This window comes from Promicromonospora panici (assembly GCF_900608595.1).
Classification (GTDB): domain Bacteria; phylum Actinomycetota; class Actinomycetes; order Actinomycetales; family Cellulomonadaceae; genus Promicromonospora; species Promicromonospora panici.
This window is the reverse complement of the sequence record NZ_UWYY01000001.1, coordinates 95,562-110,465: the sequence shown is the minus strand read 5'-3', so window position 1 is coordinate 110,465 and position 14,904 is coordinate 95,562. Positions and strand designations below refer to the sequence as shown.

The 14,904-nt window shown below is 72.9% G+C and carries 14 protein-coding genes and 1 pseudogene; 9 read left to right on the top strand and 6 right to left on the bottom strand.

What is annotated here, in order from left to right; all coding sequences use genetic code 11:
• Nucleotides 1-4: 4 nt before the first annotated feature.
• From EW117_RS00500 to EW117_RS00490, 3 genes are all read right to left on the bottom strand, one after another.
• Nucleotides 5-889 (bottom strand): hypothetical protein, encoded by an 885-nt coding sequence (locus EW117_RS00500; RefSeq protein ID WP_129782763.1) that lies wholly within the window; start codon nucleotides 887-889, stop codon nucleotides 5-7.
• A 248-nt stretch (nucleotides 890-1,137) separates the two neighbouring features.
• Nucleotides 1,138-2,733, bottom strand: coding sequence for a hypothetical protein (locus tag EW117_RS00495; protein ID WP_129782762.1), 1,596 nt, complete (start codon nucleotides 2,731-2,733; stop codon nucleotides 1,138-1,140).
• A gap of 173 nt (nucleotides 2,734-2,906) precedes the next feature.
• Nucleotides 2,907-4,397 carry a glutamyl-tRNA reductase gene (locus EW117_RS00490; RefSeq protein ID WP_129782761.1) on the bottom strand — a complete coding sequence of 497 codons (1,491 nt, stop codon included), beginning with the start codon at nucleotides 4,395-4,397 and terminating at the stop codon, nucleotides 2,907-2,909.
• Between the two features lie 49 nt (nucleotides 4,398-4,446).
• Here EW117_RS00490 and hemE point away from each other — a divergent pair, with 49 nt between their 5' ends.
• Nucleotides 4,447-5,532, top strand: coding sequence for a uroporphyrinogen decarboxylase (hemE, locus tag EW117_RS00485; protein WP_165362399.1), 1,086 nt, complete (start codon nucleotides 4,447-4,449; stop codon nucleotides 5,530-5,532).
• Nucleotides 5,529-6,983, top strand: coding sequence for a protoporphyrinogen/coproporphyrinogen oxidase (locus tag EW117_RS00480; RefSeq protein ID WP_129782760.1), 1,455 nt, complete (start codon nucleotides 5,529-5,531; stop codon nucleotides 6,981-6,983). The genes hemE and EW117_RS00480 overlap by 4 nt, the downstream gene beginning before the upstream one ends.
• Before the next feature lie 15 nt (nucleotides 6,984-6,998).
• On the opposite strand, the gene EW117_RS29930 is transcribed toward EW117_RS00480, so the two are convergent.
• From EW117_RS29930 to EW117_RS29920, 3 genes and pseudogenes are all read right to left on the bottom strand, one after another.
• Complete coding sequence (locus EW117_RS29930) at nucleotides 6,999-7,343, bottom strand: hypothetical protein (protein ID WP_242504028.1); 345 nt, start codon at nucleotides 7,341-7,343, stop codon at nucleotides 6,999-7,001.
• 178 nt (nucleotides 7,344-7,521) lie between these two features.
• Nucleotides 7,522-7,605 (bottom strand): annotated as a pseudogene (locus EW117_RS29925) (hypothetical protein); the annotation flags it as partial.
• A 72-nt stretch (nucleotides 7,606-7,677) separates the two neighbouring features.
• Nucleotides 7,678-7,950 carry a Fic/DOC family N-terminal domain-containing protein gene (locus tag EW117_RS29920; RefSeq protein ID WP_242503991.1) on the bottom strand — a complete coding sequence of 91 codons (273 nt, stop codon included), beginning with the start codon at nucleotides 7,948-7,950 and terminating at the stop codon, nucleotides 7,678-7,680.
• A gap of 123 nt (nucleotides 7,951-8,073) precedes the next feature.
• On the opposite strand from EW117_RS29920, the gene hemC reads away from it, so the two are divergent.
• The 7 genes from hemC (at nucleotide 8,074) to EW117_RS00440 (ending at nucleotide 14,903) form a co-directional block, all read left to right on the top strand.
• Nucleotides 8,074-9,150: a hydroxymethylbilane synthase gene (gene hemC, locus EW117_RS00470; RefSeq protein WP_129782759.1), complete on the top strand. Its 1,077-nt coding sequence runs from the start codon at nucleotides 8,074-8,076 to the stop codon at nucleotides 9,148-9,150.
• Nucleotides 9,147-9,962: a uroporphyrinogen-III synthase gene (locus EW117_RS00465; protein ID WP_129782758.1), complete on the top strand. Its 816-nt coding sequence runs from the start codon at nucleotides 9,147-9,149 to the stop codon at nucleotides 9,960-9,962. The genes hemC and EW117_RS00465 overlap by 4 nt, the downstream gene beginning before the upstream one ends.
• 99 nt (nucleotides 9,963-10,061) lie before the next feature.
• Nucleotides 10,062-11,006, top strand: coding sequence for a porphobilinogen synthase (gene hemB, locus EW117_RS00460; protein ID WP_242504023.1), 945 nt, complete (start codon nucleotides 10,062-10,064; stop codon nucleotides 11,004-11,006).
• 68 nt (nucleotides 11,007-11,074) lie between these two features.
• Entirely contained in the window at nucleotides 11,075-12,418 is a 1,344-nt protein-coding gene (hemL, locus tag EW117_RS00455) for a glutamate-1-semialdehyde 2,1-aminomutase (RefSeq protein WP_129783055.1), read from the top strand.
• A 141-nt stretch (nucleotides 12,419-12,559) separates the two neighbouring features.
• A complete protein-coding gene (locus EW117_RS00450) occupies nucleotides 12,560-13,012 on the top strand; it encodes a hypothetical protein (protein WP_129782756.1) in 453 nt (150 codons plus the stop codon).
• A 179-nt stretch (nucleotides 13,013-13,191) separates the two neighbouring features.
• Nucleotides 13,192-13,479, top strand: a complete 288-nt coding sequence (locus EW117_RS00445; RefSeq protein ID WP_129782755.1) for a hypothetical protein — start codon at nucleotides 13,192-13,194, stop codon at nucleotides 13,477-13,479.
• The gene (locus EW117_RS00440; RefSeq protein ID WP_129782754.1) at nucleotides 13,479-14,903 is read left to right on the top strand and encodes a hypothetical protein; all 1,425 of its coding nucleotides are present in this window, start codon (nucleotides 13,479-13,481) and stop codon (nucleotides 14,901-14,903) included. Before EW117_RS00445 ends, EW117_RS00440 begins: the two co-directional genes overlap by 1 nt.
• Nucleotide 14,904 lies beyond the last annotated feature (1 nt).

Sequence of the window (14,904 nt, the reverse complement as noted above, 5' to 3'; positions counted from 1 at the left end):
TGGGTCAGGCGCGGACGCGGCTGCGGCGGGCTAGCAGGAGCGAGCCGGCACCACCGATCACCAGCGCGCCTGCGGCCGCCGTGAGGGCCGCCGCCTCGGCGCCGGTCGTGGCGAGCCGGACCGGGGCGTCGAGGGTGGCCTCGGTGAGCGCGGTGGCCTCCTGCTCGATGGCCTCGGCGCTGGCACCCGGCACGTAGGAGGTGAGCTCCGCCCCGTCGGTGTCGGCCGGCGTCGGGCTGCCCTTCCACTGCTGGCCGGGCGCCTGGACGGCCACCGGCTCCGACGCCACGACGGGCTCCGCCTTCTCCACGGGTGCGGGCGCTTCCGCCGCCACGGGCTCGGTCTTCGGCTCCGGCTCGGGGGCTGCGACCGGCTCCGTGACGGTCTTGACGGGCTCGACCTTCGGCTGGGGAGCGGGCGCAGCGGGGGCGTCGGCCTCTTCCAGGTACTCCCGGACGGCCTCGCGCACCTTCTCGCGGTCCTCGTCGTCCCAGCCGCCGCCGTGCGCCTGCGTCTGGGCCTGGGTCTCGCCGCGGTCGCAGTCACCCTGCTGGGACCCGTACTGCGGCATGTCATAGTCCGGCTCGGTATAGGCGGCCGGCTCGTACGAGCGCGGGGCCTCGTAGCCCCGGTGCCCGCCGCCGTAACCGCCCTGACCTCCGTGCTGACCGCCGTCGTGCCCGCGGCCGTACCCGTCGTAGCCGGCCGAGTGCCCGTCGTAGCCGGCCGAGTGCCCGTCGTAGCCGTCGTGCCCGCCGTGCCCACCACCCTCGTATGCCATCGCCGGGCTGGCGACGGCCGTCGCAGCGGTGGCGAGAGCGATCGTCGCCACGACACGGGTGGCCGTGGACCTGGCGGCGGACGAAGGCTTGATGGCGGCGTGCTTCATGAGAGCTGCTCCAGCTGGTCGGCTACAACGGCCCGGAACCCGGGGACGCGACGACGTTACCGGATCGGGAATAGATGGAAAAAGGTGTAGATCGGAAAAACCCGATTCGATGGTAACGATCTGATAACAACAGCCCGATCAATGGAACCTTGACAAAACGCAGGAAAACGTAAACAGGGTGGAGTGCCAATGGCACTCCACCCTGCTACGTCAAGACCGAAGAGGCTGGGGTCCTCTCGGGTTTCGGATCAGGAAAGGCCGCCGAGAAGCCCACCGGTGACGCCGCTCACGGCACCGCCGGTCAGGCCGTCCACGGTGCCCGTGACGCCACTGACGGTGTCCGTCACGGCGCCGCCGGCGACACCCTTGACGGTGTTGCCCACGGTGTCCACGACGGGCTTGGCAACGCCGTCCACGACGACGTCCTTCACGACGGGCTTGGCAACGCCCTCGACGACGACGTCCTCGACCAGCGGCTTCGCGACGCTGTCCACGACGGTGTCCTTGACGACCGGCTTCACCACGTTGTCGACCACGCCGTCCTTGACGACGCCACCGACGACACCGTCGAGGACGACGTCCCCGACGACGGGCTTGGCCACACCGTTCACAACGCTCGGAACCACGTCACCGGTCACGGTGCCCACGGCACCCGGCACGACGGAGCCCGTCACGTTGCCCACGGTGGAGGTCACGCCCGGAACGACGTTGTCCTGCACGGAGCCCACCGCACCCGGGACGATGTCGTTGGCGACCGGCTTGACGACGCCGTCCACGGCGACGTCACCCACGACGGTCTCGACCGCGCCGGCGGCCGGGGTCGTGACGTTGGCCACAACGCCCGGAACACCGGCGACCACACCGGGAACGTTCGACACGACGCCGTTAACGACGCCGAACACCCCACCGAGCGCGCCCGGCAGGTTGGCCGCGAGGCCTGCGACCGGCCCCGTCACGCCGCCCAGAACGTTCGGCACGTTGCGGATCACGTCGGCAACGGTGGTGGGCACGCCCTCGACCGCGCCGGTCGCGGCGTCGGTGGCACCTGCCACGACGTCACCGGAGGTCACGCCGCCGACCAGGCCGGTAGCGGTGCCCACGGCACCGCCGGCAACGCCGGTCGCGGTGCCCACGACGCCACCGGCAACGCCGGTCGCCGTGCCCACGACGCCACCGGCAACGCCGGTCGCGGTGCCCACGGCACCGGTCGCGGTGTCGACTACGCCGCCGCCGAGCACGTTCGCGAGCGCCGACTGGGCGGTGTCGGTCACGCCGGAGACGACGGAACCGTTGGCCACGCCACCGACGACGCCGGTGGCGGCGCCGAGCGCGCTACCGGCAGCACCGGTGGCGGTACCCACGGCGCTTCCGGCAACACCGCTCACGGTGCCCACGACGTTGCCGCCGAGCACGTTGTTCAGCGCCGAGTGGGCGGTACCGGTCACGCCGGCAACGGCGGAACCGTTGGCCACGCCACCCACGACGCCGGAGACGACCTGGGGCGCGACGCCCTGGACGGCACCGGAGACGAACTGCGCCGGCTTGTAGTTCGGCGCGAGAGCCGTGGTGGGCTCGATGGAGGCGGGGAGCTGCTTGGTCACCGCGTCGACCGCGGGGGTGGCGTCGGTGAGCTCGCTGAGGTCGATGGAGGTCGACGAGAGGGCGGGGAGGCCCGACTTGAGACCTTCGGCAGTGGTGCCGAGGTCACCAAGGGAGTCCAGCGGCGAGGCCTCGGCGGCCATGGCCGGTGCGGCCATGCTCGTGGCCGCGGTTGCGATGGCGACGGTCGCGATGGTCCGCGCGCCCGCCGATGCGGTCTTCTTCTTGGGTGCTGCGTGCTTCAAGAGTTGCTCCAGCATCTCGTTGCGCATATGCGCGTTCGGTCCTTGAGCCACCGAACTTAGGCCTTCACCCCCGGGTGAATAAAATCACCCTCGTTACGATTGTGTAACGATGGCCGAATTGGACCCTAGAAACCGGTCCGTCCGGCTTGTTCCGCCAGTTCCCGCCCGAAATCTTATCGGCGGGCGGTGGGGTCGGCGTCTCGCTGGGCGGACGCTTCCAGGGTCAGGGCCTCGGCGCCCTGGACCAGCGCGGTCTCCGCGGCACGCGCCTTCGCGGTGGCCCTGGCCCGCACGGCGACGATCTTGTCGTGCAACTCGGCGTGCACGCGCCTGCGCACGTCATGGGCGATGGCGTCGACGTCGGACTCGCCCGGGGCAGGTTCCCCGCGTGCCGCCAGCTTCTCGGTGAGCCGGGCGACGGCGTCGGCGATCTCCGCCCGGACCCGGACCTCCGCCTCGTCCAGGAGGGCGACCACGGCGGCGTCGGCCTCCCGGCCCAGGCGCGTCTCCTCGAAGCGCCGCGCGGCGGCGTCCACGATCCCCTGCGCCTGCGCGACGACGTCGTGCGCGACCGCGGGAGCGTGCGCCTTCAGCGTGGCGAGGTCGAAGAGCAGCACGCCCTCCACGTCGGCGACCCGCGGGTCGACGTCGCGGTGCAGGGCGAGGTCGAGGATCACGAGCGGCCGGGGCTCCGGCTCGTCGCCCGCCCTGTCGGCGGCGCGCTCACGCGCCCGGACCAGCGCGGCGGTGTCCAGGACGTGGCCCAGGCTCGCCTCGGGACCGTTCTCGCTGACCAGGCCGGGGAGCGACGTCGGGCCGCCGAAGTTCCCGGCCACCATGTCGCCGAGCCGCTCGTCGTCCAGGTCGGTCTCGACGGGCTGGGTCGCTGCGGCCGCTCGGCCGCGTGCGCCGCTGCAGCTGACCACCAGGTCGGCGTCCGCCAGCGCCTCGACGAGCGAGTCCACCGGCTGCACGCCGTGCGACTCGGCGAACGCCTCGGCGCGGCCGGACTGCGAGTAGACGCGGATGTCGGCGCAGCCGCGCGCCCGCAGGGCCGCGACGGACGCGCCGGCGTACGAGCCGGTGCCGATGAGGACGGCGCGGGCGCCGTCCCACGGCGGCAGCTCGCGCTCCGCGAGGTCGAGCGCGAGCGCGACGACGGAGCGGCCGGCCGCGCCGAGCTCCGTGTCGGTGCCCACGCGCTTGGAGGTGCGCGACGCCGTCTGGAAGAGCAGCTCGAGCGTCTTGGACGTGGTCTCCTGCTCGCGGGCCTCGGCCAGCGCGCGCTTCACCTGGCCGGCGATCTCGCGCTCGCCCACGACCATCGCGTCCAGGCCCGACGCCACGGCGAACAGGTGCTCGGTGACCTCCGGCCCGGTGCGGACGGCGAAGCTGCGGGCGGCGACGTCGCCCGTCACGCCCGAGGCGTGCGCCACCAGCTCGGCGACGTGCCGCGTCGCATGCCGCACGCTGTCGCCGCTCAGCGGCGCGTCCACGTCGAGGTAGAGCTCGAACCGGTTGCACGTCGAGATCACGACGGCGCCCGCGACGGGGCCGCACGTACCCACGACGACGCGACCCACTGACGACGAACCCGTGGACAGGCGTTCCAGCGCGTCGAGGTCGAGCTCGCGGTGGCTGGCGGTGAGGGAGAGGAGAACCACAGTGCCCCAACTTTATGCACCCGGGCGCGGCAGGGCAGAATCGGGAAGCGTGAAGTCCACCACGATCGCCCCCGCCCACCCGCTCGTCGACGGGCGGACTTCTGCCGCGCCCCTGGTGCAGGCCCTGCGGGGTGAACGGGTCGGCCGCTTGCCTGTCTGGTTCATGCGCCAGGCCGGCCGCTCCCTGCCCGAGTACCGCGAGGTGCGCCAGGGCACCGGCATGCTCGAGGCCTGCCTGACGCCGGAGCTCGCGTCCGAGATCACGCTGCAGCCGGTCCGCCGGCACGGCGTGGACGCCGCCGTCTTCTTCTCCGACATCGTCGTGCCGCTCAAGCTCGCCGGCGTGGGCGTGGACATCGCGGCGGGGGTCGGCCCCGTCATGGACCAGCCGTACCGCACCGCCGCCGATGTCGCCCGGCTCACGTCTCGCACGCTGGACCCCGCTGCCCTGGACCCGATCCGCGAGGCGGTCGCCCTGACCGTCGCCGAGCTGGGCCCGACGCCGCTCCTCGGGTTCGGCGGCGCACCGTTCACGCTCGCCGCGTACCTCGTGGAGGGCCGCCCGTCGCGCGACCACCTGGCCGCGCGCACGCTGATGCACGCCGACCCCGCGACGTGGGACGCGCTCGTGACGTGGACCGCGGACCTCACCGGGACGTTCCTGCGGGCGCAGGTCGAGGCGGGGGCGAGCGCCGTGCAGCTCTTCGACTCCTGGGCCGGTTCGCTCTCGCTCGCGGACTACACCTCGCGCGTCGCGCCGTCGTCGACCCGGGCCCTGGCCCACGTGGCGGACACCGGCGTACCGGCCATCCACTTCGGCACCGGCACCGGGCACCTGCTGCCCGCCATGCGGTCGGTCCTGGTCTCCGCGGGGATCACGGACCACGCCGTCGGCGTCGACTACCGGACGCCGCTCGACGAGGCCGCCGACCTGCTGCCCGGCGTCCCCCTGCAGGGCAACATCGACCCCGCGCTGCTGGCCGCGCCCTGGGACGTGCTGGAGGCGCACGTGCGGGACGTGGTCGCCCGCGGCCGCAAGGCGCCCGGGCACGTGGTCAACCTGGGTCACGGTGTGCCGCCGGAGACGGACCCGACGGTGCTGACCCGCGTGGTCGAGCTGGTGCACTCGTTGTGACCTTGACGACCGACGCCGTCGTCGTCGGGGCCGGGATCGGTGGGCTCGTCGCCGCTCATGCGCTCGCAGAGCACGGGCTGCGCGTCGTCGTGCTGGAGGCGGCGCACCGGGCCGGCGGGCCCATCCGGGGCGGATCCTTCGGGTCCCTGCCAGGCGTGCCGCTGGACCTCGGCGCCGAGTCGTTCGCGGTGCGGGGAGGCGTCGTCGAGGAGCTGGCGGAGAAGCTCGGGCTGACGATCGAGGCGCCCGCCGGGCTCTCCGCCTGGGGTTACGCGGCCGGGCGGGCGTTCCCGCTGCCCGCCGCCGGGGTCCTCGGGATCCCCTCGCGGCCCTGGGCCGGCGACGTGCGGCGCGCGATCGGCTGGCCGGGCGTGCTGCGGGGGTCACTGGACCGGGTGCTGCCGTCCCGGTTCGTCGACACCACGGACCTCGGGACGTTCGCGCGGTCACGGCTCGGTTCCCGGGTGGCGGACCGGCTCGTCACGCCCGTCGCGGCCGGGGTGCACTCGGCGCCGCTCGACCGGCTCGACGTCGCCGCAGTCGCCCCCGGGCTGCTCGACGCGTACGCGCGGACCGGGTCCCTCTCGCGAGCGGTGGCGTCGCTGCGGGCGGCGGCTCCCCCGGGCTCGGCCGTGCGTGGGATCGACGGCGGTATCCACACGCTGGTGAACGCCCTGGTGGAGCGGCTGGACGTGCGCCTGGGGGCGCGGGTCGTCGGCGTCGAGCGGGCTGGAGCGATCGAGCAGGTACGGCGCGAGGCCGCAGCAGGCGCGGAAACGGGTGCCGCGGCTGCTGACACAGTCGGACGAGGCGACGCCGACTGGCTGGTGCACATCATGAACGGTCAGGTGCTGCGCGCGCCGCGGCTCGTGCTCGCGACCCGCGCCGAGTTCGGCCCCTTGCCCGCGGCTGGCGCTGAGATCGCCCTGCCACCCGCCCCTGAGCGCGGCGCGGACATCCGTCTCGTCACGCTCCTCCTGGAGGCCCCCGAGCTCGACGCCGCCCCACGCGGCTCCGGGATGCTCGTGGCTCCGGGCACGACGCCGGGCGCCGTCCGCGCGAAGGCGCTGACCCACGCGACTGTGAAGTGGCCCTGGCTGGCCCGGCGGGTCCGCGACGCCGTCGGGCCGGGATGGCACGTGGTGCGGCTCAGCTACGGCCGCATCGGCGAGCCGACGCCGGAGCCCACCGCCGATGAGGCGGCTCGTGACGCCTCGGCGCTGCTCGGCGTCGACCTGACCGGCCGGGTCCGGGACGTCCTGCACCAGCGCTGGGACGGTTCGCTCCCCCCGCCGACGCCGGCCTACCGGGCCGCGATCAAGCAGTTCGAGGACGCCGTCCGGGCCGAACCGGGCCTCGACGTCACGGGCGGCTGGATCGCGGGTACCGGCCTCGCGGCGATCGTCGGGCACGCGCGGGGCATAGCCGAGCGGCTCGGGGAGCGGAGCTGAATCCGTCGCCGGAGGTCAGCCCCGGAGCCGCTGCGCATAGGTGTCCAGCACCCGCAGGATTCCCGCGTGCTGCCATACGCGGTTGCGCCGCAGGCCGGTGCGCTCCTCGAGCACGCCTGCTTCGGTGAGCTGACCCAGTGCGCGCTGAGCCGTCATGTCGTTCATACCGAGACTGTCGGCGAGGAAGCGCGCGTTGATGACCGGCTGCGCGACCAGGCAAGGGAGAACCTTCCACGCTGAAGCCTGAGGCCTGAGGCCTGCCATGCTCTGGCGCGAGGCATCCACCTGGTCCGCGAGGTCGTCGACCAGCCCCGAACCCGATGACGCCGCGAACCGGCTGGCAGCCGTGAACCGCTCCACGATCGGTCGCGCATCGCCGTCCCGGGAATGCGCCCAGGGCGTCGAAATACTCCTCCGTCTGGATGAGCGGTCCGGCAGAGACCGGCGCGGTGGTGTGCGTGACGACACCCTTGGCCTTCAGGATCGCGTGCACGACGGCGCGACCCGTTCGGCCGTTCCCGTCCCCGAACGGGTGGATGGTCTCGAACTGGGCGTGCGCCACCGCCGCCTGAACGAGCACGGGCAGGTCGTCCCGATGCATGAACCGAACCAGGTCAGCCATCGCTTCGGGAACCTGCTCGGCCTGTGGCGCGATGTGCTGGGCCCCACGCCGAGAGACGCTCGTCGAGCCGACTCAGACCAGACCCTTGCGGTAGTTCCCGGCGTGCTCCTCCCAGCCTCGCTGGCGCGAGAGAAGCTCGGCCTGCATCGCCAGGATCGCGTCCTCGTCAAGCTTGTCCGCCAGGGCGAGTGCCGCCTCCATCGCCCGGACGTTCGCCATCACCACCATGGCGTTGTCACTGTTCGACTGGTCCAGCTCGGCCAGGGCGAGCTGGACCGCACCGACGGTCAGGTTCTCGATCTGCGAGGAGGACGTCGACTCCGTCCGCAACAGGATTGAGCTCATCGGGCACAGCGTCGGGTTCTCGGCGCCCAGCATCTGGGAGCGTGTTCTGACAGTGCGCCAGCAAGGCTGTGAGATAGGCCGCCGGGTTTCCTCCGGGCGGGGGTTCGGGTGGAGACTGGGTTGGTGACCCCGACCCCCCTGTCCGTCAGCACCCCCGGAAACGCCCAGGGCCCCGTAACGCCGATCCGTCTCGGCACGCGCGCGAGCGCGCTCGCCACGACCCAGAGCGGTCTGGTGGCCAGGCGCCTGGAGGAGCTGACCGGCCGGCCGGTGGAGCTGGTGCACATCAGGACCGAGGGTGACGTGAAGACCGGGAGCCTCGCCAGCCTGGGCGGTACCGGCGTCTTCGTGACCGCTTTGCGCGAGGCCCTGCTGGACGGCCGCTGCGACGTCGCCGTCCACTCCCTGAAGGATCTCCCGACCACCCCTGCGCCCGGCCTCACCTTCGTGACGCCCGAGCGCGAGGACCCGCGCGACGCCCTGTGTGCCCGCGACGGACTCACCCTCGCGACGCTCCCGCACGAGGGCCGCGTGGGCACCGGGTCGCCCCGGCGGGCCGCCCAGATCCGCGCCGCGCGGCCGGACCTGGACGTCGTCGACATCCGCGGCAACGTCGGCACGCGCCTCAACCGCGCGCTCGGCCCCGACCCCGACCTCGACGCCGTGGTCCTCGCGTACGCCGGCCTGGCCCGGCTCGGCCGCACCGAGGTGATCAGCGAGGTGCTCGACGTCGACGTCGTGGCGCCCGCGCCCGGCCAGGGTGCGCTCGCCGTCGAGGTCCGCACGGCCGACCTCGTGCCCGACCCCTCGACGGGCGCCGCGCCCGGAGCTTCCGAACCTTCGGCGGGCTCTGGGCACAGTCTCGCCGAGGCGATCCACCTGCTCGACCACCGCCCGACCCGCCTCGCCGTCCTCGCCGAGCGCTCGGTGCTGGCCCGGCTGGAGGCCGGCTGCGCCGCACCGGTCGGGGCGCACGCCACAGTGTCCGGCTCCGTGCTCCGGCTGCGGGCCGTGGTCGCGGCCGTGGACGGCTCGGAGCAGATGTCGCGCACCGGGGAGACGCCGCTCTCCCCGGACGTCGCGCCCGAGATCCTCGACGACGCCGCCCGCGCGCTGGGCAGGTCCGTCGCCGAGCATCTGCTGGCCGACGGCGCCGAGCGGCTCGCGCCGCTGAGCGCGACGGTCCCGGAGAAGGCGTGACCGAGCAGGTCCCGCCCACGGCCGGACTCCACGGTCCGGCCGTTCCGCCGGCCGTCCTGGTCGCGCGTGCCCCCGAGCGGGCCTCCGGGCTGCTCGCGCTGCTGCGCGAGCGAGGACTCGACCCCGTCGCGGCACCCGTGATCGAGCGCGCCCCGGTGGAGGACCCTGCCGAGCTCGACGCGGCCCGCGCGCGCCTGGCCGACGGCGCGTACGCCTGGGTGGTGATCACGAGCGTCAACGCGGTGTACGCCCTGCTCGGCGCCCGGATCAGCGCCTCGCCCTCCGCAACCCCGCCCCACGACGTCGGACGGACGACCTGGTGGGCCGCCGTCGGACCCGCGACGCAGCGGGCGCTCGCGCGGTACGACGTCGCCGCGGACCTCGTCCCGGAGACCGCGAGCGCCGCCGGCCTCGCCGCCGGCTTCCCCCGCGCGGCCCAGGGCACCGAGCCTCGCGTGCTTCTCCCGCTCGGGGACCTCGCGTCCGACACGCTGCGCACAGAGCTCGAGGCCAAGGGCTGGACGGTCGACGTCGTGACGGCCTACCGGACGGTCGCCCGCGAGCTCCCGGAGGAGCTCCGCCGTCGGTACGACGTCGTGGTGGTCGCCTCGGGCTCGGCCGCCCGGCAGGTGGCGGCCCAGCTGGGCCCGCAGCGGGTGGTGGCGATCGGCGAGCCGTCGGCTGGCACGGCACGAGCCGTCGGGCACACGGTGCTGGCCGTCGCCGAGCACCCGACGGACGAGGCCCTGGCCACCGCCGTCACCCAGGCCCTTGCTGTGGGCGCGATCGTTGCGCCTAAACCGGGCACGTAGTCGCAACGATCACGCCCACAACCAAGAACGACGAGAGGAACTACCTTGAGCACCACCGGGATCGTGTACCGACCGCGTCGTCTGCGCGCCACACCGGGCATGCGCCGTCTGGTCGCGGAGACGCGGCTGCACCCCGCCGACCTGGTGCTGCCGCTCTTCGTCAAGGAGGGCCTGACGGAGCCCGCGCCGCTGGCGAGCATGCCCGGGCAGGTGCAGCACACCGAGGAGTCGCTGGTCGAGGCGGTGCGCGCGGCCCGCGACGCGGGTCTGGGCGGCGTCATGCTGTTCGGCATCCCCACGGTCAAGGACGCGAACGGCTCGCAAGCCGACGCTGCGGACGGGATCCTGCAGCGGGCGCTGCGGGCGTCGCGCAAGGTGCTGGACGAGGTTCCGGAGGGCACGGCCACCCCGGTGCTCATGGCCGACACCTGCCTGGACGAGTTCACCGACCACGGCCACTGCGGCGTCCTGACCGCCGACGGCCGGGTGGACAACGACGCGACCCTCACCCGCTACGCCTCCATGGCGGTGGCGCAGGCGAAGGCGGGCGCGGACGTCATCTCGCCGTCGGGCATGATGGACGGCCAGGTCGCGATGATCCGGGACGCCCTGGACGACGCGGACTTCCTCGACACGAGCATCCTGGCCTACAGCGCCAAGTACGCGAGCGCGTACTACGGCCCGTTCCGCGAGGCCGTGGACTCGGAGCTGAAGGGCGACCGCAAGACCTACCAGATGGACTTCGCGAACGCCCGCGAGGGCCTGCGCGAGGCCGACCTGGACCTCGCCGAGGGTGCCGACATCGTGCTGGTGAAGCCGGCCGGGTCGTACCTGGACGTGCTGCGCGCCGTCGCCGACCGGAGCGACGTGCCGGTGGCCGCGTACCAGGTGTCGGGCGAGTACGCGATGATCGAGGCGGCCGGGGCGAACGGCTGGATCGACCGCGACCGGGCGGTCCTGGAGTCGGTGACGAGCATCAAGCGGGCGGGCGCGGACGTGATCCTCACGTACTGGGCCCTGGAGCTCGCCGAGTGGATCAAGTGAGGGTGGATCAAGTGACCGAACCAGTGGTCGAGCCTGCCGAGACCCGAGAGCCCGCTGAGCCCCAGGCCCTGCGCCGTGCCCCCGAGGCGAACCACGCTGCGTTCCTGCGCGCGCAGGGCGCGATCCCGGGCGGCGTGAACTCGCCGGTCCGCGCGTACCGCAGCGTCGGCGGCGACCCGCGGTTCCTGGCGTCCGCCCGCGGCCCGTACGTCACGGACGTGGCCGGGCGCGAGTACGTGGACCTGGTGTGCTCGTGGGGCCCCGCCCTGCTGGGCCACGCGCACCCCGAGGTCGTCGCGGCGGTCCAGGAGGCCGCCGCACGCGGCCTCTCGTTCGGTGCTCCGACGGTCGCGGAGGTCGAGCTCGCGGAGGAGGTCCGCCGCCGGGTGCCCGTCGCCGAGCGCGTGCGCCTCGTCTCCACGGGCACCGAGGCGACGATGACGGCGATCCGCCTCGCGCGCGGGTTCACCGGCCGGCCGCTCGTCATCAAGTTCGCCGGGTGCTACCACGGGCACATGGACGCGCTGCTGGCCGAGGCCGGGTCGGGCGTCGCGACGCTCGCGCTCCCGGGTTCGGCGGGTGTCACCGAGGCGACCGCCGCCGAGACGCTGGTGCTGCCGTACAACGACCTTGCGGCCGTCGAGGCCGCGTTCGCGCAGCGTGGCTCGGAGATCGCCGCCGTCATCACCGAGGCGTCACCCGCGAACATGGGTGTGGTCCCGCCCGCCGAGGGCTTCAACGAGGGGCTGCGGCGCATCACGACGGCGCACGGCGCCCTGTTCATCATGGACGAGGTGCTCACCGGCTTCCGCGTGGGCCCGTCCGGCTGGTGGGGGCTGGAGAACGACGCCATCCGCGCCGCCGGCGGCGAGGGCTACACCCCTGATCTGTTCACGTTCGGCAAGGTCATCGGCGGCGGCATGCCGGTCGCTGCGCTCGGCGGCCCGGCGTCGGTCATGGACCACCTGGCGCCCCTCGGGCCCGTCTACCAGGCCGGCACGCTGTCGGGTAACCCCGTGGCGGTCGCCTCGGGCCTGACGACCCTGCGGCTGGCCGACGACGCCGTGTACGCGCGGGTGGACGAGGTCTCGCGCGTGCTGTCCGACGCCGTCGGCGACGCCCTGACCGCCGCGGGCGTCGAGCACCGCGTGCAGCGGGCGGGCTCTCTGTTCTCCGTGTTCTTCGGACCGCTGGCCGCGGCGTCGGGGGTGCGTGACTACGCGCAGGCCCAGGCCGCCGAGACCTACCGGTACACGCCGTTCTTCCACGCCATGCTGGAGGCCGGGGTCAACCTGCCGCCGTCGGTCTTCGAGGCCTGGTTCGTCTCCGCGTCGCACGACGACGACGCGGTGAACCGGATCCTCGACGCGCTGCCGGACGCCGCGAAGGCGGCGGCCGCAGCAACCGCCTGACCAGGGCACCGCGGAGCGACCTCAGAACCTCAAAGGTGACCTTTAGAACCTCAAGGCCGATCTTGAGGATCTTTGGCTGGGCGTTGAGTTCTGGGCCGCACGCTGGGAGCAGACGTTCACCCACTCACGAGAGGTATCGCCGTGGCTGAGAAACGACAGCTCCCGGTCCACCGAGTCGGTGCCGACGGCCGGCGCCGTACCGGGTCGGACGGTGACGAGCGAGACTTCGGCCCGATGGCGCGCGTCCTCCCGACGAAGATCCTCGACGAACGCGTGCTCCACGAGCTCACCGAGGATCTCGGCAAGCCGGCCGCCGACCGGCTCGTCGAGCAGTACGGCGACGGGCTCAAGCAGCGACTCGAGGTCCTCACCGCCGCCACCTTCGATCGCAGGCTGTGCCTCGTCTACGACACAGCGATGGATCTGGCCGTCACGGGCGCCACGGTGGGGGCGACCGCACTGGCCGAGGCGGCTCGCACCGTGGCACAGAACGCCGTCCGGTATCACACCCGTCCAGAGGTCGAAGCCCTGGAGCGGCTCATGCGCCTGGCGCACGACACCGAGGCCGCTCTGGTCAGGCATCTTCGAACCTAAACCCCAGCCCCCGAACAGGATGGATGAAGCTCGGCCTCGCCGGGCTTGCGCCGGACCGGGCCCGCTGCCGCGCGAGCGGCGGCCGCGGCGCAGGCCTGACCTGGGTAGTTGTCCCCATCGACAGTGGTTGCCACGCCTGCCATATTTGGGGGCGGCAAGGACCAACCCGAGGGGGCACGATGGGCGACAAGCTGCACATCGACCTGGCCCAGGTCGATACGACCGCGGAGAAGCTCGGCTTCATCGCGACCAGCCTGCGCGAGGCGGAGACCAATGCCGACGCGCTCGCCGGGATGATCCCGCACGACGGGCTGTCCGGGTGCGTCTCGAAGTTCGGCAACGACTGGGACCGGGCCCGCAACGAGCTGATCGAGAAGGTCGAGGACCTGAACAAGGTCGGCAAGCAGATCTTCGAGGCCTTCACGGACACGGACCGCAAGCTGGCAGAGGGTGTGAGGGGTTCCTGATGAGCGACATCTCCGCGGCGCTCGCGAACGCCGAACAGATCGCGCCCATCCCCGGCGACGCCGAGGGAATCCGCAGCCACGCCTTCAAGTACTCGGACATGGCGATCCTCGTGACCCGCGCCGTCCAGGACCTGAAGATCATCAACGCCGATCGAGACCAGTACCAAGCCGAAGCGACGGACACCATGTTCGACAAGTCCGAGGACGTGGTGCCGCAGCTCGAGAAGATCCAGAACCGCTACGAGGTCGCCGGCTCCGAGCTCACCGCCTTCGCGCAGGTCCTCGCCGACGCGCAGGCCGACGCCCGGACGGCCGTCAGCACCCGGGACAGCAACGCCGACGACGCGCGCCGCTACCAGGGCCAGATCACCGACGCCGAGGACGCCCCGGCGCCGAAGCCCGACGACGACGGCCCCACGCCCCAGGAACAGATCAACGGCCTCGAGTCGGCGGCGGAGCCGCACGTCCAGGCGCTCCGGGACGCCTACACCCTGTGGGACGAGGCACGGCAGTCGGTCGAGGAGCGCGCCGGCATCGCCGAGGACCGGCTCAACGAGGTTATGGACGCCGACGGGCTCACCGACTCCGCCTGGGACAAGTTCGCCAACTGGGTGAGCGAGAACGCGGGCTGGATCCAGGCGCTCAAGGACATCCTGTCGATCATCGCGACCGTCCTGGCGGTGCTCTCGCTCTTCTTCCCCGGCCTCCTGCTCCTCGCGGCGATCTTCGCGGGCCTCACCCTCCTGCTGAGCGTGACGTTGGCGTCGACAGGGAACGGGTCCTGGCTCGACGTCGCCCTCGACACGGTGGCCCTGCTGACGCTGGGCGTCGGTGCCGCCGCGGGCGGCCTGGTCAAGGGCGTCACCTCGGCGCTCCGGTTCACCCGGTCGGGCCGTGCCGCATGGACGGCGGCGGCCAAGCCCGGCATCTTCGCACGGCTCACTCGTCCGGTCCGGGCCGCTTTCCGGTACGGCGACGAGGCGGCCAAGGTCGCCGACGACTTCGCCAAGGCCCTGCCCAAGGGCATGACCCTCACGGGCCGCCCCGCCTACCTCGGTACCGGAAACATCAGCCGGGTCTGGCAGGCGGGCGGCACCGACGGCGCGGTCTTCCGGGCGATCGTCAACGGCACCTCCCACGGCGCGGGCGGCCTGGTCGACGACGGGCTGCGGGGACTGGGCTCGTTCTTCTCCAGCACTTCCGTCGCGATGAACTGGGCGGGCCTCGGCGCGTTCGGCATCGGCTGGCACGACGACCTCATCAACGGCAAGGACTACGCGACCGGTCCGGACTCGCTGGTCGACTTCAACGTCAGCATCCCCGGGATGGGCGACACCCCCGGGGCCGTCGGTGACGTCGCCGGTGCCTACGGTGACTGGTGGAAGAGCGTGGACGGCGCGACGGTCGACGGGGTGGGCAACTGAG